Origin of the sequence: Hoyosella sp. YIM 151337 (assembly GCF_026041215.1) — a bacterium.
Taxonomy (GTDB): domain Bacteria; phylum Actinomycetota; class Actinomycetes; order Mycobacteriales; family Mycobacteriaceae; genus Hoyosella.
Genome location: NZ_JAPEIQ010000006.1, coordinates 613,482 through 631,719, shown reverse-complemented (window position 1 = coordinate 631,719; position 18,238 = coordinate 613,482). Strand labels below are relative to the sequence as shown.

The following is an 18,238-nucleotide window of genomic DNA, read 5'->3' as shown; positions in this document are numbered from 1 at the left end:
GCGCCGTCGCGCTCAGTGTGTCCTACCGCGTGGAAGGTGCGACTGCGCACGTCACACTGGCACGGCCTGACAAGCTGAACGGGCTGACCCTCGACATGCTCGCCCAGCTGGTTGAGGCAGCCGCGGAGATCCGCAAGAACCGTGACGTCCGGGTGGTGCTCCTGTCTGGGGAAGGCTCGTCGTTCAGTGCGGGGCTGGACTTCCCGTCTGCGGCGAAGCAACCGCAGCGGATCGCGCGGTACTTCCTGCCAGTACCGTCGTTTGCGCCGCTGCCGGGCCGGGGCACCAACATGTTTCAGCGGGCCTGCTGGGCGTGGCGTGAGCTGCCGGTGCCGGTGATCGCTGTCATCAGCGGTCACTGTTACGGCGGCGGCCTGCAATTGGCCCTGGCCGCTGACTTCCGTTTCGCCGCCCCGGACTCGGAGCTTTCGGTGCTGGAAGCGAAGTGGGGCATGATCCCGGATATGACGGGCACGGCAACGCTGAGCGAACTGGTGGGCATTGACACGGCGAAACTGCTCACTATGACTGGCAAGGTCATCAGCGGTGATGAGGCTGCCGGGATCGGCCTCGTCACAGGTGTCGCCGACGACCCAGCCGTGCCAGCGCTCGAGTTGGCGCAGTTGCTGAGCAAACAGTCCCCTGACGCCGTGACAGCCGCGAAGAAGCTGTTCAACGCGGCGTGGTCAGAATCACCACGCGCAGCATTCGCGGCGGAACGACGCGCACAACTGCGCCTTCTTGCAGGCACGAACACGAAAATTGCCCGTAAGGCGCGGATGAAGGGCTCCGAACCCGAGTATCGGCCGCGAACGCTGACCTAGCAGGGCAACGCGCAGCGCCGGCAGCGCTATTGTGGTGGCGTGGACCGTCGCCGTATAGCACCGCAGCTGCGCGGGCTCACCGTCGGCGGATTCACCGCCGCGGTGTCAGTAGCTGCGCATACTGCGGCAGGTGGCGCGCTTCCGCCGCTCTCCGTGTTCTTCCTCCTTGCGCTCACGTGCGCCGCTGTCGGTGCGGTTGCAGCGGTGCCGCGCTTAGGCTCCCGGGCCGGGGTCGGGGCCGTACTCGCGGCTGGTCAGCTCGCGGGTCACGGTGTGCTCGCGCTCGGCTGCGCGCACACCGCGGCGGCCGCTCACCACAGTGCCGGAATGCTCGCAGCCCACATCGTCGCGATCGGTGTCGCAGCGGCTCTCATCCATGCTGCCGAACATGGCTTCACAGCGCTCGGTGCGACGATCACCGGGATTGTGCGGCTGCTCATTGCGCCACTGCCCGTCCGGCTTATACCCCCGGCGATGCCGCGCAGCACCCCCATTGGCGTCGGTCCAGGCGTGCTGTGTGTCGCTCGCGGCGGCACTCGCGGACCTCCCCGGTGGATGGCAGGCGCAGCCTGCACTGCCCCTGCTACGTGACCACTTCACGGCGCTGACACCGATTCTGCGGTGCAGCGTTTGCACGTGCGCACGCCGACCGCGGCGACGCACGAATCGAGCACAGGGAGAAAACTGTGGTGCACTTACGCACACATACACGCATGTCCGCGGTCGCTCTCGCACTCACCGCGGCGGCGGCACCATTCCTGACAGCCTGCGCGGCGGACGATCAATCCACCGCTCCGGAAGCCACGCACGCCGCCGCGCTTACGGTTACGGACCCATGGATCCGGGCCGCTGACAGCGGCATGGTCGCGGCATTCGGCGAACTCACCAATACATCCGGCACTGAGGTGCACATCATCGCCGTCGATAGTCCGCTGACGGACCGGGCGGAAATACATGAGGTCATCACTGACGCCGGGCAATCGGCGATGCGACAGAAGGATGATGGCATCCGCGTCGCCGGCAGTGCGCAGCATCTTCTCGCGCCGGGCGGAGATCACCTCATGCTGATGGATCTCACGGAAGCCATCACACCAGGTATGGACGTTCCCATCACGCTGCGCTTCGCGGACGGCTCGGAAACGACAGTCGGCTTCGCGGCCCGCGATTTCGCCGGAGGCGATGAGGACTACATGCCAATGCACGACGGCGGAAGCCCGGAACACCACAGGGAGGAGACTCACGGCGATGCCCGAACCGGACACTAGAAGCCGACCGGGGCTGTCGCGCCGCCGCTTGCTCGGCACTGGCGCGGTGGCGCTGGGTGCCGCTGGAACTGGCTGGGGTGCCGCTTCGGTGAAGCGAAGCAGCACTGCCGCAGCCCGGGCTGGTACAACAGGCCAGCAAACCGTTGCCTTTTACGGGGATCATCAGGCTGGCGTAACCACACCGGCGCAAGCGCACGCCGTCTTCGCTGCCTACGATCTGGCGCCGGGAACAGACCGGCAACGCGTAGCCGGCCTGCTGCGTGCCTGGACGGATGATGCTGCGCGCCTCACGCAGGGGATCCCCGGCCTGGCGGATTCGGAAGCGGAACTGGCTACTAGCCCGTCCCGACTCACCATTACCGTCGGCTTCGGCCCACGGCTTTTCGACGTGATAGGAGCGCCGCATCTTCGTCCACCGGGAATCGCGCAGCTCCCGGCCTACCGGATCGATGAGCTTGATCCCGGCTTCACTGGCGGTGACCTCCTCCTTCAGGTGTGCGCTGACGATCCGCTGCCGCTCGCACACGCACTACGCATACTCAGCCGCAGTGTGCGCTCACTCGTCACACCGCGGTGGGTGCAGCGGGGTTTCCGGGATGCGCGGGGCAGCCAGCCGGAAGGCACCACGATGCGCAACCTCATGGGGCAGCTTGATGGAACGGCGAACCCGAAACCAGAGGATGCTGGCTTTGGCCGGCTTGTGTGGTCGGATGGTGCGCAGGCTCCCTGGTTCCGGGGCGGCACCCAGTTGGTGCTTCGGCGGATCAGGATGGACCTCGACACATGGGATGAGCTCGGCCGCGACGCGCGCGAACTGTCGGTCGGGCGCCGGATCGCGAACGGCGCACCCCTCACCGGCAACGAGGAACACGATGAACCGGATTTCGCTGCGTCAGACCGTTTCGGCCTGCCGGTTATCCCTCCCTCGTCGCATATCGCGCGCGCCCACCCGCAACATCCCAGTGAAGTCTTCTTCCGCCGCGCGTACAACTACGACGATCCGCCAAGCGGTGGGGCGATCAGCAACACGGGCCTGCTGTTCGCGGCGTATCAGGCGGACATAACCACGCAGTTCCTGCCGGTGCAGGAGCGGCTCGCGGAGTTCGACGTTCTCAACGAATGGACAACGCCCGTCGGCTCCGCGGTCTTCGCGATCCCGCCAGGATGCCAGCCCGGCCAGTATCTTGGTCAGCAGCTTTTCGATTCCGTGTAGCGCGGGTGCGCACACGTGAAGCGGAAACGAACCGTCAAGGAGAAACCAGTGAATCAACGTCCCAAACCGGGATTCGTGACCCAGCAGCAGCTAGGTGAGAAACGCCGCGCGATGATCATCAGGGCGGTGGTAACCGGCGTGATCCTGCTCATTGCCGTCGTCATCGCGGTAGTGGTCATTAATCAGCGCTCTGCGGACGAGGGGGCGAGTCCAGGTACCGCGAGCGAGCAGGGCATCGCATTCGGTCCTGCAGATGCGGCCGTCACGCTGGAGGTGTACGAGGATTTCCAATGTCCGGCGTGCCGCCAGTTCGAAACGATTTCCGGAGACACTCTTCGTGACCTCGCTGAAACCGGCGAGGCACGTGTCGTGTACCACCCGATCGCGATTCTCGATCGCGCCTCCACCACGCAGTACTCGACGCGTGCTGCGTCGGCCGCACGGTGCGTGGCCGAGCATGCCCCTGAAGCCTGGCTTGACTGGCAAGCGCAGATGTACGCCCAGCAGCCGACCGAGGGCGGCGCCGGGCTAACTAATGAGCAGATGCTTGACATCGCCGGGAACGCTGGGGCGGACTCTGAAGAGCTCACCCAATGTGTGAGCGAGGTGCGCTACGCGAACGACGTCGCGAACGCGACCGCCGAGTCCAGCAATGCCGGGGTGCGCGGCACGCCCACCGTGCTGATTAATGGTGACCCGGTCGATGACATGACACCGGACGGGCTGCGTGCGGCAGTACAGGCTGCACAGTGACTCAGGAGGCTGCAGTGACAGCCACGGCGGCTGACTCGGACGCACCGCCCACGCGCGTCGCAACAGCCTGGGCGCTGGTCGTGCTCGGGGGACTAGGTCTCCTGAGCGCGGCAGCGCTGACCTACGAGCGGTTCCGTCTCTTCATCGAACCCGAGTACGTGCCGTCGTGCAGCTTCAATCCAGTCATCTCGTGCGGTTCGGTCATGACAACGGAGCAGGCCTCGGTGTTCGGGTTCCCGAACCCTCTGCTCGGCCTCGTGGCGTTCACCGTGGTTATCACCAGCGGCGTCGTGGTGGCAGCCGGTGCCCGCTTGCCGCGCTGGTACTGGGGAGGGCTCGGAGTCGGCTGCCTGCTGGGGCTTGTATTTGTGCACTGGCTGATATTCCAGAGCCTGTACCGGATCGGCGCGCTGTGTCCGTACTGCATGGTGGTGTGGGCAGTCCAGCTACCGCTTTTCATCGTTGTGGCCCGTGCGGCGTGGCCGCCCAGGTGGAGCGCGGGGCTGAGCGCCGCTGTTTTCCGCTGGCGCTGGAATCTCGCGGTGGTCTGGTACGCCGGTGTGGCGCTCCTGATACTCGAGCGGTTCTGGGATTACTGGCGCACTCTACTGTGAGTTCACCGAACCTTCGGGCTGCGGCAGGTAGCCGGGCGGCCGCGCGAGCAGCACGGCGATGAAACTCGTTAAGGGAACAGACAAGGTGAGGGCGATCCCGCCCACGAACGATCGGGCAAGCTCAATCGCCACAATCTCGCTGGTGATGACGTCACCGAGGGAGCGGCCCGCGACGCTGAACAGAAGCAGCAGCGGCAGCGCACTGCCCGCGTAAGCCAGCACCAGCGTGTACACGGTGCTGGCGATGTGGTCGCGCCCGACGCGCATCGTCGCGCTGAAGACACTCGTCCGCGACGCTTCCGGTTCAAGGCGCGCCAATTCGAACGCTGTCGCGGCTTGAGTGATCGTCACATCGTTGAGGACACCGAGCGAACCGATGATGAAGCCCGCGAGAAGCAGCCCACTGATGCTCACATGCTGCAGGTACGCCTGAATCTGGGTGTTCTGTTCCTCCGAGAGCCCCGTCAGCGTGAGTGACTCGATCGCTAGCCACGACAGTACCGCGGCGAGCACGAGCGATGTCAGCGTACCCAGCAGCGCTGAACTCGTGCGGAGATTGACGCCATGGGCCAGGTACAACGCGGCGTACAGGATTATCGCGCCGCCGACGAGTGCAACCGGCACCGCCGGTTTCCCATCGAGCAGTGCGGGCAGCACGAACATCACCAGGACGAGAAAGGCCAGGAAGATGCCCAGCAACGCGCGGAAGCCGCGCCACCTCGCCACCAGAACGACGATAGCGGCGAAGGCGAAGGCCAGCAGCGTCAGCGGAACACCGCGCTCGTAATCGTAAAATCCGTACCGCGTCAGTCCGGTCGCATCTGTCCCGCGAACAAGCCGAATCGAGTCACCTTGCTGCAGGTTCGGCTGGCCCGGCCCTGGAACCCATTCGAACAGGGTCAGGCGGCCGGCGTCGGCCCCGGAGTCGATACTGACCACCGCGCGAAAGCACTCGTAGCCTATGCCCGGCGGCGGCTGCGGTCCGCCGCTGAACACCATCGAGGCATCCGGTGAGCCGCACGGGCCAAGCCCCGATTCGACGACCGTGCCTGCCTCTGTTTCCACAGCTTCACCAGTGGCGGTCTGGAAGGGAAGCGGGACATCGACACGCTGCGGACCCGGCCACAACACCGCGGCACCAATCGCGACGACGATCGCGATGATGATGAGAAGGCCCACGACGACACGAGCGGCAAGCGGGCCGAGGGGGGCGGGTCCGCCATGGCCGTGACTGTGCCCATGCCCGGCTGCGCTCGCGTCGCTGGCGCGGGCGCGTGCTTCGTTCTCGGAATCGCCGGTGCCCTGACCAGGGGTGGAGTCGCTTTGCACGACTGACAGCGTAGTTCTCCCACGCGCAGCCCGTGGATTAAGCAGAATGAATGGTGTGGAAAGTGATTCCGCGCCGGACATGTCGAGTGGCGCCAGACCTCTGGCGTTCCTCGCTGATGTCCGCACTCGGGTGGAACGCGAACTCGTCGAACGCTGGCTTGATGAGGGCAACTGGCGCAGGTTTACCGCTTCGGCGGTCGCCGAACGACCGTCGCGCCTGCTTCTCGAAGTAGCGGATATTGCTGGTGCCCTCGCGGGGCGGCAAGACGATCCGCTCGTCGTGCCAGTCAAGGTTGCGTGGTTTCCGCCTGAGCGCGAAGGCGGGCGTGGCGCACGCTGGTCTGACCTGCTGAAGTTCACGAATCCGCGCAGCCCCAACGTGCTGGCGCAGCGCAAGATTGTCCAGCGTGCGCCGGAACGCGTGCAGGTGCTCACCGGCGAGCCCGCGACACTCAGCGAACTCCGGCGGCGGCACCGGCGGGAGGCTGGTGAGCCGGGGCCACAATCGCTCGCCCGCTACATCCACCGGTCGGCCGTCGTTGCGCTTGACCGCGCGGAGCGGACACTCATTGGTGACCGGTACAAAGTGCCGAGGCTGGTCGTCGAGCAGATACTTGATTCGGCGGCATTTCAGCGCCGTCTCGCGGAGATCGCTGATGAAGCTCAACTGCCGTACAAAGACGCATTCGCACGGGCCCGTGAGTGTTTGCGTGAACTCGTTGCGGTTCAGAGCAGACTGGCAACCGACCTCTTCTCCCAAACGATGCGGCCACTGCACGCGAGTGCATGGACCGTCCACGCAGACAGCGCAGAACTCGAAGACTTGCGCCGCATCAACCGGGAGTATCCGCTGATCTTTTTGCCCTCGCATCGTTCGTACGCTGACGCACTGGTGCTCAATGATTTCCTAGGGCGCAATGACTTTCCGCGCAATCACATTCTTGGTGGCGCGAACCTGTCGTTCTGGCCGATCGGGCCGCTGGCGAAACGTGCTGGCACGGTTTTCATCCGGCGGAGTTTCGGCGATGACGCGATCTATAAGGCGTGCGTCGAAGAGTACTTCGCCTACCTGCTCTCGAAACGTTTCAACCTCGAATGGTACTTCGAGGGCGGTCGATCCAGGACCGGTAAGCTTCGCCCGCCGCGTTACGGATTACTCAACTACGTCGCCGCGTCGGTGCGGGCTGAACGTGTGAAAGACGCTGTGATCGTGCCAGTTTCTATCGCCTACGAACGGTTGCACGAACTCGGCGCGATCGCTGAAGAACAGCGCGGCGGGAAGAAGAAGCCGGAAGGTCTGACGTGGCTAGCGAAATACGCCAAGGCGCAGCGGCTCTTGGCGGGCAACGTTTACATCAGGTTCGGCAACCCACTGTCGCTGCGTGAGCGCCTCTCGTCAGCCGGTGATCCAGCGCTCACGCCGCATTCAGCGGCTGCGGGCACGGGTGAGGCACGTGCGCAGAACGAACGAAAAGCCCTGCAGAAGCTAGCTTTCGAGGTTGCCGTTGGAATCAACCGGGTAACCCCGATTACGGCAAGCGCTCTGGTAACTCTTGTGCTGCTCGGAGTGCGCGATCGAGCCCTGACGCTCGGTGAGGTGAGCGCCGCGATCGCACCCGTGATGACCTACATCAGTCGCCGCAACATCCCGACAGGGAACGTGGGATTGTTGCGTTCACACTCAGGATTGCGCGCGGTGCTCGCCGACTTGACCACCGCCGGAGTGGTGACCACCTACGGTGCGGGTCTGGAGCCAGTCTTCTCTATCGAACGCGGCCAGCACCTCGTCGCCGCGTTCTACCGCAACAGCGGCATCCACTGGTTCGTCAATCGGGCGCTGCTAGAACTTGCGATCCTCGATGCCGCGGAGGCTGGTTTCACGGACCCGCTCCGCGATGGCTTCGCCTACGCGAACAAGCTCCGCACGGTACTCAAGTTCGAGTTCTTCTTCCCAGAGCGAGAGAACTTCGAGCGGGAACTCACTGAGGAAATGCTCCTCATCGATCCGCTGTGGCGAAAGCGGAAACCTCCAATCGAAGAGGTGGTCGAGAAGCTCGAGGCGTCTGGATTCATCATGGCGCACCGCGTGCTTCGCTCATTCTTCGATGCCCAGCTCGTCGTCGCGGAGCGGCTCGCCGCGCGAAATTCCTACGATCGGATCGACCGCGATGCCCTGCTGAGCGAATGCGTCAACGTTGGTCAGCAGATGGTCTTGCAGGCGCGGCTGCACGGACCGGAATCGATATCGACCGAATTGTTTTCGTCCGCGCTCCGCCTGTCGGACAACCTTGGTCTGCTTGCTGGCGATACCGCTCAAGTCACCCGGCACCGGCGGTTGTTCGCGGAGGAACTCGGCGAGGCGGTGGAGCGCATTCGACTCGCGGAGGCGCTCGACCCGTCGAATAGAAAGGTGCTTCCAGGTGGATATGAGTGAGGCCGTGGAGAGGATCCGCAGCGGGCCATCCGGGGCGGGTACCGGTGCCTTCTTCGATTTCACCGGAACTGTGTTGCAAGGCTATTCGCCGCTGCGGCCGGTACGCGTGCAGCATGCAGATCCCGGAACGGATGCGGGAGTCACGACCGGCCTCATCAGGACGCTGCGTGCTGCGAAGACAGAAGAAACGTTCACTGACATGGTGCGCGCGATGTACCCCGAGTGGGCTGGCCGGCGAGACGAAGACATCGAGGCGATCGCCCGCAAGCTTTTTGAGCGCACTATCGCTGGCCGGGTTTATCCCGAAGTGTGGCAGCTCATCCGTGCCCACCTGCGCATGGCTCACACACTGGTGCTTGTGACGTCCGGCCCGCGTTACCTCGCCGAAGCGGCAGCCGAGTCGCTTGAGATTCCGCACGTCCTTGCGACGAAACTCGAAGTACGGGACGGACTGCTCACCGGCAAAATCGACGGTGTCCCGCTGTGGCGCCGGGAGAAGGCCAGTGCGGTGCGGAAATTCGCCACCGAACACGACATCGATCTGGCGCACAGTTACGGATACTCCCATGGCAGCGAAGACATCGACGTGCTCTCCGCGGTCGGGAATGCGGTGACTGTCAACCCCGATGCCGTACTGACACGCGTGGCGGACCAGCAGCACTGGCCCGTACTGCGATTCGCCTCACGCGGCGCGACGAGCCCGGTGCGGGTTGCCCGGACGGCGGCCGGATATGGGGGCTTCCTTAGCGCGGTGGGGCTCGGACTCAGCCGCGGTGTACTAAAACGGGACCACCGGCTGGGTGTCGACACCGCGACGGGGATGAGCGCTGACGTCGCGCTTCGCCTCGCTGGCATCACCGTGCGTGTCCAGGGCGAGGAGAACGCGCGTGCGCCGCGCCCCGCAGTTTTTATCTTTAATCATCAAAGTCAGCTCGACACGCTGATACTCGCCAAGGTACTGCGTGGGGGCTTCACGGCGATCGTCAAACGGGAGATGGCGGCGCACCGCGTATTTGGCCCGATCTTGCGCACCGCGGATGTGGTGTTCATCAATCGGGCGGACTCGGCCCAGGCCAGAGAAGCATTGCGGCCAGTCGAGGAAACGCTGCGTGGGGGATTATCGATAGTGATCGCCCCGGAAGGAACACGCTCACTCACTCCGAATCTCGGGCCATTCAAGAAGGGCGCTTTCCACATCGCGCGCCAGGCTGAGGTGCCGGTCATTCCCTTCATCATCCGGAACGCCGGCGAGATGCTGTGGAAGCATGGTCGCGTGATGCGCGGCGGAGCAGTTGACGTCGTGGTGGGGAAGCCGATCGATGTCGCCTCTTGGGATACTGCGGATTTTAGTGCAAACGTCGACTCCGTCCGCGAGTTTTTCCTCCGGACTCTCGAAGAGTGGCCGGACGCGCAGTGATCGGCGGCTGGCGACGCAGGTAGCGGTCGGGTAACGCCTCGTCAAACCGCCAGTTACACCTCGGGTAACATGCCCGATTATGGCGAAAACCGTAGACGCCCAGCGCTCGGATCGATGGCCGGGGCTATTGCGCATCCCCGCCCACCTGACCTTCGTGGTCGCGGTGCTGGTCGTCATCGGTGCATGGATGACGGTGTACGCAGTTGACGTGTGGGGCTGGGGTAACCGTGGCGAGGGCAGGCTACCCATGTGGTGGGAACTCTTCAACGACGGTGTCGTCGAGGTCGTGCAGTGGGTGTATATCGCGATCTTCGTCGTCGGTGCCGGTTATCTCGGCGGACGGCTCCAAGGCGGACCCCACGCGGGTGTCGGGTCGTTCTTTTTCGTCATGTCCATCGGGTTCGCGCTAATTCTCATCGAGGAGGCAGGCGATGTTCGGCTGATCCTTGCAGAAGCCATCGGGCGCTGGCTTGGTTACGAGATACTCGGTATGCATTTTCACGTCCTCGGAACGTTGCCGGTGATGCTGCTGCTCGCGTTCTTCCCGATCTATGCCCTGCTCCGCTATGGCAAGCACGTCTGGCAGCTGAAGCGTGCCCGCAAATACCTCGCCGCACTGTACGGGTTGTATGCCGTGTCGCAAATCGGCGCGCAGACCTCACACATCGAAGGCTGGTATGCGCACTTCGGGAACTGGATCAATGCCACGTTTTTCAACTGGCAACTGCCCGCGATGCCCGGCATCGATCCCGGTGCCAACTCGTACTTCATTATTGACAATGTGGTCGAGGAGAGCCTCGAGATGCTCGCGGCCGGTGCGCTGCTGGCGATGATTCTCGCGGCGGCTGCGGAGCTTCGCGGTACCGCTGCACTGGTGCGCGGCGGCGCACCCACGAGCCGCATCGCCCCCGCCGACTCCGCTCACGCAAAAGGAGGCGCACGCGAAGACGAACGCGTTCCGGCTAAGCCTGAGGTGCCAGTCGATTCGCCGCAGCCACAATAGCGTGCAACGATGACGCGACAGGGTCAGCGGCGATCGCCATACTCCAGGCGCGCTGCTCGTCTCGCTCTGCGTGCAGAAATGTGGCGGTGCGGTCACCGATCTTGCGCTGGTGCAAGCCAATGATCTCGATGTTGCAGCCGAGTTCGTACAGCATGCCGGTGATGGCCGCGATGGGACCTGAAGCCACGGCGGTGGAGCTATGAGCCGCACCATCCACGCTAAGCATGGCTTCAAACACCGCTTTGCCGGATCCGAGATGGTGCAGCCGCCAGTCCAGCAGCCGGTACCGTCCGCGTCGCGGCGCGTACATCTGGTCGAACATGTCCCACGACATCCCGGCGGCTTCGTCTCGCAATCCGAGCGGCAGTGGGGCCCCGTACTTGGCCTCGAACGGATCTCGGCGGGTGCGGGAATGGGGGAACGACGGCGATTGGTGAAGGGTGTTCATTGGATGCTCCCTGAGAAGAGGGTGGGGAAGGGACCGGCATCACGAAACCCCCGCAGCGAGGGGCCAGTCCGATCAAGCCCCGCTGCGGCGAACTACTACGCGCACCCGCTTCATACTTCGCAATCTACTCTCGTTAACGCCGCGGTTACAACCGGAATAGGTGACGTGCAGGGCAACACTGGACCAATCAGGGGCGACAACTTCGGCTGCGGAGTCAACATACTGCGGCGACCTGGGAAGGCGGCAATGTGAAACAACACATGACCGAAAAGCTGAGAATTTCCGGAGAATCCGGACAAACTTCCATCCTGGCGGCTCGCGATCCGGGGCCCACCGAGTGGGGAACATCCGTGGGTGTGGGGCCGTGGGAACAGGAACACGGCACACCGCTTCCGGACGATCCCCGCTACGATCCAGAACTCCTGAGAGACGGCGACCGGCGCAACGTCGTGGACGCGTATCGCTACTGGACTCGCGAGGCGATCGTCGCTGATATCGACACGCGCCGCCACACCCTGCATGTCGCCATCGAGAACTTCACCCATGACGCCAACATCGGGACAGTAGTGCGGACCGCGAATGCCTTCGCAGCTGCCGGCGTCCACATTGTGGGGCGCCGACGCTGGAACCGGCGCGGCGCTATGGTGACGGATCGCTACCAGCACATCCACCACCACGCGACTATCGGCGATCTGCTCGATTACGCACGCGCCGAGGCGCTCACAGTCGTTGCGGTGGACAACACCCCGGGATCCGTTCGGCTCGAGACCGTGTCGCTGCCGCAGGCCTGCCTGCTGCTGTTCGGGCAGGAAGGGCCTGGGGTCAGCGAGCAGGCTCGCGACATCGCGACGATGACGGTCTCGATCGCCCAGTTCGGGTCCACACGCAGTATCAATGCTGGCGTTGCTGCTGGTATCGCGATGCACACGTGGGTGCAGCAGCACGCCGATCTTTCACGAGCCTGGTAGATCCGCGCGCGCGGGCGCAGAATTGCGGGCACGATGAAGGCATGCCGCACGAATGGGGACCGCGAGCCGATGCTGCCGAACAAGCCATCCTCACGCGGCATTTGCGGCCGCTGTGGTTGCTGCCCGGCACTGCTTTAGGTGTCATCGCGTGGCCGTCACTCCTGCGCGACAAGGGGTTTGCGCGGTGGCACTACTGGTGGCAAGCGCACCTGCTCGATTGCATGGCTGACGCGGCGGTCCGTGGTCCGAATCCCGACCGCCGCCGCCGCATTCGTGCTCTCGTCCGCGCGCACCGCATTCGGAATGGCGGTCGCTGGACCAATAGCTACTACGACGACATGGCCTGGCTGGGACTTGCGCTCGACCGCGCAGGGCAACTCGACGGCGTGCCGCGCCGCGGCAGAGCGCTGAAAAAGCTCACCACTGCACTTCTCGAAGCATGGAGTCCGGAGCGCGGCGGCGGTATCCCGTGGCGCCGCAAAGACGATTTTTTCAACACGCCAGCCAACGGCCCAGCGGCGATCCTTCTCGCCCGGACCGGCCATGTCGACCGGGCGGAAGAGATCAGCGATTGGATCTATAGCAACCTCGCTGACCCGTCTCGCGGACTGATCTATGACGGCATCCGCACGGATGGCTCTCTGGAAACCATGATTTATACCTATTGTCAGGGGGTCGTGCTCGGCCTAGAGATGGAATTGAGCGCTCGGACAGCCGCGCCCAGGCACGCAGAACGCGTCCGCTCACTTGTCGCCGCGATTGCAGCCGAACTCGCACCCAGAGGCGTCATTCGCACCGCGGGCGGCGGCGACGGCGGACTCTTCCAGGGCATCCTCGCCCGGTACCTGGCGTTCACTGCAACACGGCTCGTGGTGAACGGCGAACCCGATACTCAGACTAGGCGGATTGCTCGGGGCATCGTCTTGCGCTCTGCGGAGGCTGCGTGGCGCAACCACCTCGACGCGCCGGGCGGACCACTGTTCGGAGCGAACTGGGCTGTCCCAGCCACCTACCCAGACGCACGGAGCGCGCCGTCCAAAATGCAGGATGGTGCAGTACGCGCGTCGGCAGTACCCGAACGCGACCTTTCGGTACAACTATCGGGGTGGATGCTCATGGAGGCCGCAGCCACGGTCGCCAGTTCGGGAACTCCGGCGTGATCGTGCGCTGGCCCCTCAATCCGGAACCGGTTCCGGTTCGGGAGACGGCGATCTCGATAGAGACAGGTGCCATACTGGGAGCCACCGATAACTGAACTGACCGCTAGTAGCCGATCTGGAGGTTCACCCTAATGCCAATCGCAACCCCGGAGGCGTACGCCGAAATGCTGGACCGCGCGAAGCAGCATTCCTTCGCGTTTCCCGCCATCAACTGCACGTCATCGGAATCCATCAATGCGGCCATCCGCGGCTTCGCGGAGGCCGGTAGCGACGGCATCATCCAATTCTCGACCGGCGGCGCCGAGTTCGGCTCCGGGCAGCGCCTGAAGAACATGGTGACTGGTTCCGTGGCCCTGGCTGAATTCGCGCATGTCATCGCCGACAAGTACGACGTCACAATCGCGCTGCACACCGATCACTGCCCGAAGGATAAGCTCGACGGCTTCGTTCGTCCGCTCCTCCAGATTTCCCAGGAGCGTGTCAACGCCGGCCGGAACCCGCTGTTCCAGTCGCACATGTGGGACGGGTCCGCCATCCCCATCGATGAGAACCTCGAGATCGCACAAGAGCTACTCGAACTTGCCAGGGCTGCCAAAATCATCCTCGAGGTCGAGATTGGCGTTGTTGGCGGTGAGGAAGACGGTGTCGAACACGCCATCAACGAGAAGCTCTACACCTCCGCGGAGGACTTCGAGAAGACAATCGATGCGCTCGGCGGCGGTGAAAAGGGACGGTACCTACTGGCCGCGACGTTCGGCAATGTGCACGGCGTTTACAAGCCTGGAAATGTCAAGCTGCGGCCTGAGGTGCTGAAGGAGGGCCAGGCTGTAGCCGCCCGCAAGCTCGGTCTCGATGCCAGCGCCCGGCCATTCGACCTTGTGTTCCACGGTGGCTCGGGGTCACTGAAGTCAGAGATCGAGGATTCGCTCAACTACGGGGTCGTGAAGATGAACGTTGATACGGACACCCAGTACGCGTTCTCCCGGCCGATTGCGCACCACTTCTTCACCAACTACGACGGTGTCCTGAAGATCGATGGCGAGGTCGGAAACAAGAAAGTCTACGATCCGCGCAGTTACCTCAAGAAGGCGGAAGAGGGCATGGCCAACCGCGTCGTTGAGTCGTGCAACGACCTCAAATCGTCGGGCCGCTCAATCAGCGCGAGCTGAGCGAAGCCTTTTAGGAACTGCGCGTCCCCGCCGGCCACGTACCGGTGGGGACGCGTCGTTCGGCCCTCTTCTCTAGGATCGGAAGCCGTGACCGCAGGTGACTCGCCGGGACAGCGCCGCACCCAGCAGCAGCGCCGCGATTCGACCATCGCCTCACTCGTCGATGCTGCGATCGACGTGCTTGCTGAAGTGGGGTACGCGCGAGCGTCGGTGCAGCAGATTGTCGACCGTGCGGGTCTTTCTCAAGGCGCGCTGTTCCGTCATTTCGCCACGCGACTTGATCTTTTTGCGCACGTGGCGCAGGTTGTCGCGCGCCGCCAGATCGAGCAGTTCCGGCGGGAACTCGGATTTGGTGAATCAGTGGACTCGCCGCAATTCGCCCGAGACTTCCGGACGATCCTCCAAACAGTCCGTCGCATCACACGTTCACGAACCAATATGGTGTGGCTCGAACTGATGTTCCACGCCCGCACCGACGCGGACCTGCGAACCCGGATGGCGGTGCTGACCGGCGAATACCTCACCGCCATGGAAGATCTCATTCAGGCGATCCCAGAAGCGCAGGCCTTTCCGCCCGATATGCGCCGACCACTGCTTGAATTCATTATCGGCTACTTCGCTGGCGAAACGATTGGGAGGCAAGTCCTGCCAGACCTTGCGGGCGACGAACGCCAGCTCGACTTGCTTGCCGCGATCGCCGTGGTGCTTTCTGCGCAGCAGTGAGGATTCACCGATATTGTCGTCGTACCCGGGGAAAGCGTCCCAGCAGAAAGACTGTCGTAACCACTAGGCTTCCGAGCCCAAGCGTCCCGGCGATTGTCGCTGGGAGCGGGTCAGATGCGGGCGGTGCTTCGGGAGTGGTCATAACCGCTGGTTCACGACCAGGTGGTCCTGAAACTCGGGCTGGCGCGACTGCGAAACCCCGAGATCCGCTGGTCCCCGAGGGATCCAGGTCTGCAGTCACCGCGGCCACAGGATCGATCACGCCGTGGCCTACGTACGGATCCCAGCCATGCGCAGGCGGGTGCGCAGTAGCTGTCAGCCGGTCCATGACCTCCCGGGCGTTCAGATGCGGAAACCTCGCCCGGACCAGGGCTGCTGTGCCTGACACGTAAGGCGCCGCGTAACTCGTCCCAGCGATGCCCATGGACTCGCCTCCGTCGCCACTCTGAACGATTGCGTTTACGAGACCGTCGCTGCCGGGATGTGCATCGAGAGACACAATGCCTGTGCCTGGCGCAGCAACATCAACCCAGGGCCCTCCGAGGCTGAAGTCGGAAGGCGCGCCATCTGGGTCGACTGAGCCGACGGTCAGAACGTACGTGCTATACCAGGCAGGCGTTGCGACAGTGCGCACCGAATCCCAGTCCGGTTGACCCGAGCCGAGAGGATCCGGCGGTGGGTTCTGCTCGCGGCAGGGCCCAGTGGCCCCGACATTTCCCGCGGCAGCGACAACAACGGCGTCTTTGACCTCGACGGCGTACCTCAGGGCCGCGCCCAGTGCACGGTCGTCGAAACCAGCAGCGGTGCTCGCGCAGCCCACTTCCGAAATGTTGATGACCGTTGCGCCGAGATCAGCGGCGCGACGCACCGCCATCGCGAGCGTCCGGATACTCCCGTACGAATTCTCGGACTGGTACTCGCCGGCGTCACGTGTCCCGCGGGAGAACTTGAGGCTCGACTGCCGGATCGCGAGTATTCGTGCGTCTGGCGCCACTCCCGTGAACCCGTCCGCAGTGGATGGCTGCGCGGCGATGATTCCAGCGACGAATGTTCCATGCGCATCACAGTCGTGAAGCCCGTCACCCGAACTCACGTAGTCGCCCCCGGCGATCACGTCGCGCAGGCGCGGGTGCGGCGTGACGCCGGTATCGATGATCGCGACGAGTTGACCGCCCCCTCTCGTGATCGGCCAGACAGTCGCAAAGTTCAGCGTCCCAGCCCCGCTCGGCGCGTTGAGACTGCCGAACCGGGGGTCGGCGACCGCGCGGCTGCACGCTTCCCGCTGATCAGTCACGTCCAAAGGCCCCGCTGCACCAGCGGGCGGCAGAAACGTGTCGTCTACTGGGGGCGGCGAGGCGGTCGCGACGCCAGCGCCCGGCCCCAGGACGACGGCAACGATAAGCAACGCGGCAATGAGTGGCGCGCAGTACCGGTCCCGCATCACAAACCCCGGATGAGTGCAAACACTCCGAGAGCCCAGCAGGCGAGCGGCACGATGCTCGCGAGCAGTGTGTATTCCGTGAGTTCCGCGAGCCGGTACTGCAGCGGCGTAAACACTCGGCCTGGCAGGACTGCACCGAACACGAACGACAGCGCAACTGTCAGCAGCGCGCCGCCGAAAACAGCCGCTGCCACCGCGCCGCTCGCGAAAACAGCACCGGCCGAAAGAACGCACAACACCATCGCCGCGCCGCTTCCCGTGACAAGCAGCGCCGGTGCGCTGCCCGCGAGACCCCGTCCACGAAGCAAGAGCGAGCCGGCGACGGCTGCAACGAGTAGCAAGTCCGGTAGCGTAAACGCCCCTTCACGCGCGAAATTCCAGGCGAGAAGTGCAGTTGCCGATGTCGTCGTGACAGCTGCTGCGGCCACGATCCCAGTGAGATAACGCTGTGTTACTACAGCTTGTTGCTGTAGCCGGTGATAGCGCTCTTCATGGGCGATGAGGTCGTCGGCGCCTGTTTCGGCGGCGTCGTGCACAGCGTCTACGACATTCAAGACCGCCCCAGGCGGGGGGACCGGTGGCAGGGGAAGCCGGGCGAGCAGCAGTGCGCACCGCGGGGCGACAGCGATCATGAAAGGCGCGGCGGCAATGACTGCCGCGGCGGCGGCTGCGGGTTTGGTGTCTAACACGACAGTGGCGCCGGCCGTCAGCAACACAACGCACGCAGCGACGACAACCGGAACAAGGATGTGTGCCTCTGCCCGGAACAACCGCAGGCCTATAACCGCAAGACAGGCCGCGACAATAGCGAAGACGATCGCGTGCAGCGCACTCATCGGACCTGGTACGAGATGCGCAGCCGCGGCCGCTGTGACGAGTGCGGTAACCAGGGTGAGTATCGCTGCCGCGCGTGCGCCCGCACGGCTCTGCGAAGAAAACGCCGCAGCAAGTGCCGCGGGACTGGCTAGCAGCGCCGCAAGCGCCAGCGGCAGGTGCGTCAGTGGTTCACTCGCGAGCAGGACAGCGCTCGCCGTGAGGCCAGCTGCAGCCATCACACAGTGGCTGAGCACGCGGGCGCGCCCGGCTCGCCAGGAATCCGTCGCGTCACTAGGCCAGCCGTTGGGCTGCTGGGCGATCGCTTCGACGATGTCATCGAATAACGGGGGCGGTGGTGTCTCACTCGACGGGCTCAGCACTAGCAGGTCACCGTTGCGAACACCCAGCTGTGCCAGCGAAAAGTCGGTGTCGAGGGGGCCTTGCCCCACACGTGCGAGTGACCAGCTCCGCGAAGAATCGCGAACGTCCGGCCGCCTGCGCTCGGCGGCGCGTGCAGCGGCTATATCGACAAGTTCTGGAAGCAATAGCACTAGCGGCACGCTGGCAGGTATTGCCACGTCTACCTGTGTCTCACCGATTGCTACGCAGACGTGACACAGCGCATGCGTGCGTGCAAGCTCCACGTCAGACTCAACCACGA

Annotated in this window: 17 protein-coding genes; 13 read left to right on the top strand and 4 right to left on the bottom strand. The window is 64.2% G+C overall.

Annotation, left to right across the window (positions count from 1 at the left end; translation table 11 throughout):
• Window positions 1–17: 17 nt before the first annotated feature.
• From ONR57_RS04415 to ONR57_RS04390, 6 genes are all read left to right on the top strand, one after another.
• On the top strand, window positions 18–824 hold the full coding sequence (locus ONR57_RS04415; RefSeq protein WP_265121800.1) for a crotonase/enoyl-CoA hydratase family protein: 807 nt from the start codon (window positions 18–20) through the stop codon (window positions 822–824).
• Window positions 825–863: 39 nt separating this feature from the next.
• Complete coding sequence (locus tag ONR57_RS04410; protein ID WP_265121698.1) at window positions 864–1,415, top strand: hypothetical protein; 552 nt, start codon at window positions 864–866, stop codon at window positions 1,413–1,415.
• 122 nt (window positions 1,416–1,537) lie between these two features.
• Window positions 1,538–2,089 carry a copper chaperone PCu(A)C gene (locus tag ONR57_RS04405; RefSeq protein ID WP_265121695.1) on the top strand — a complete coding sequence of 184 codons (552 nt, stop codon included), beginning with the start codon at window positions 1,538–1,540 and terminating at the stop codon, window positions 2,087–2,089.
• Window positions 2,070–3,302 carry a Dyp-type peroxidase gene (locus ONR57_RS04400; protein ID WP_265121693.1) on the top strand — a complete coding sequence of 411 codons (1,233 nt, stop codon included), beginning with the start codon at window positions 2,070–2,072 and terminating at the stop codon, window positions 3,300–3,302. The genes ONR57_RS04405 and ONR57_RS04400 overlap by 20 nt, the downstream gene beginning before the upstream one ends.
• A gap of 48 nt (window positions 3,303–3,350) precedes the next feature.
• Entirely contained in the window at window positions 3,351–4,055 is a 705-nt protein-coding gene (locus ONR57_RS04395; RefSeq protein WP_265121692.1) for a DsbA family protein, read from the top strand.
• Window positions 4,056–4,069: 14 nt separating this feature from the next.
• On the top strand, window positions 4,070–4,669 hold the full coding sequence (locus tag ONR57_RS04390; protein ID WP_265121691.1) for a vitamin K epoxide reductase family protein: 600 nt from the start codon (window positions 4,070–4,072) through the stop codon (window positions 4,667–4,669).
• On the opposite strand, the gene ONR57_RS04385 is transcribed toward ONR57_RS04390, so the two are convergent.
• A complete protein-coding gene (locus ONR57_RS04385; RefSeq protein ID WP_265121690.1) occupies window positions 4,661–5,998 on the bottom strand; it encodes a YibE/F family protein in 1,338 nt (445 codons plus the stop codon). The two genes, ONR57_RS04390 and ONR57_RS04385, sit on opposite strands and share 9 nt — an antisense overlap.
• A gap of 46 nt (window positions 5,999–6,044) precedes the next feature.
• Here ONR57_RS04385 and ONR57_RS04380 point away from each other — a divergent pair, with 46 nt between their 5' ends.
• The 3 genes from ONR57_RS04380 (at window position 6,045) to ONR57_RS04370 (ending at window position 10,852) form a co-directional block, all read left to right on the top strand.
• Entirely contained in the window at window positions 6,045–8,432 is a 2,388-nt protein-coding gene (locus ONR57_RS04380; RefSeq protein ID WP_265121689.1) for a glycerol-3-phosphate 1-O-acyltransferase, read from the top strand.
• Entirely contained in the window at window positions 8,425–9,849 is a 1,425-nt protein-coding gene (locus ONR57_RS04375; RefSeq protein WP_265121798.1) for an HAD-IB family hydrolase, read from the top strand. The genes ONR57_RS04380 and ONR57_RS04375 overlap by 8 nt, the downstream gene beginning before the upstream one ends.
• A 79-nt stretch (window positions 9,850–9,928) precedes the next feature.
• Complete coding sequence (locus tag ONR57_RS04370; protein ID WP_265121688.1) at window positions 9,929–10,852, top strand: hypothetical protein; 924 nt, start codon at window positions 9,929–9,931, stop codon at window positions 10,850–10,852.
• Here ONR57_RS04370 and ONR57_RS04365 read toward each other — a convergent pair.
• A complete protein-coding gene (locus ONR57_RS04365; RefSeq protein WP_265121686.1) occupies window positions 10,812–11,300 on the bottom strand; it encodes an alpha-isopropylmalate synthase regulatory domain-containing protein in 489 nt (162 codons plus the stop codon). The genes ONR57_RS04370 and ONR57_RS04365 overlap by 41 nt on opposite strands.
• A gap of 278 nt (window positions 11,301–11,578) precedes the next feature.
• On the opposite strand from ONR57_RS04365, the gene ONR57_RS04360 reads away from it, so the two are divergent.
• The 4 genes from ONR57_RS04360 to ONR57_RS04345 all read left to right on the top strand — a co-directional run bounded on the left by ONR57_RS04360 (window position 11,579) and on the right by ONR57_RS04345 (window position 15,320).
• Window positions 11,579–12,268: a TrmH family RNA methyltransferase gene (locus tag ONR57_RS04360; RefSeq protein WP_374116395.1), complete on the top strand. Its 690-nt coding sequence runs from the start codon at window positions 11,579–11,581 to the stop codon at window positions 12,266–12,268.
• Between the two features lie 41 nt (window positions 12,269–12,309).
• A complete protein-coding gene (locus tag ONR57_RS04355; RefSeq protein ID WP_265121684.1) occupies window positions 12,310–13,428 on the top strand; it encodes a glycoside hydrolase family 76 protein in 1,119 nt (372 codons plus the stop codon).
• A 131-nt stretch (window positions 13,429–13,559) separates the two neighbouring features.
• Window positions 13,560–14,597, top strand: a complete 1,038-nt coding sequence (gene fbaA / locus ONR57_RS04350; RefSeq protein ID WP_265121682.1) for a class II fructose-bisphosphate aldolase — start codon at window positions 13,560–13,562, stop codon at window positions 14,595–14,597.
• Between the two features lie 87 nt (window positions 14,598–14,684).
• Window positions 14,685–15,320: a TetR/AcrR family transcriptional regulator gene (locus ONR57_RS04345; RefSeq protein ID WP_265121681.1), complete on the top strand. Its 636-nt coding sequence runs from the start codon at window positions 14,685–14,687 to the stop codon at window positions 15,318–15,320.
• 4 nt (window positions 15,321–15,324) lie between these two features.
• Here ONR57_RS04345 and mycP read toward each other — a convergent pair whose 3' ends face one another.
• Entirely contained in the window at window positions 15,325–16,761 is a 1,437-nt protein-coding gene (mycP, locus tag ONR57_RS04340; protein ID WP_265121680.1) for a type VII secretion-associated serine protease mycosin, read from the bottom strand.
• Complete coding sequence (gene eccD / locus ONR57_RS04335; RefSeq protein WP_265121679.1) at window positions 16,761–18,236, bottom strand: type VII secretion integral membrane protein EccD; 1,476 nt, start codon at window positions 18,234–18,236, stop codon at window positions 16,761–16,763. Before eccD ends, mycP begins: the two co-directional genes overlap by 1 nt.
• Window positions 18,237–18,238 lie beyond the last annotated feature (2 nt).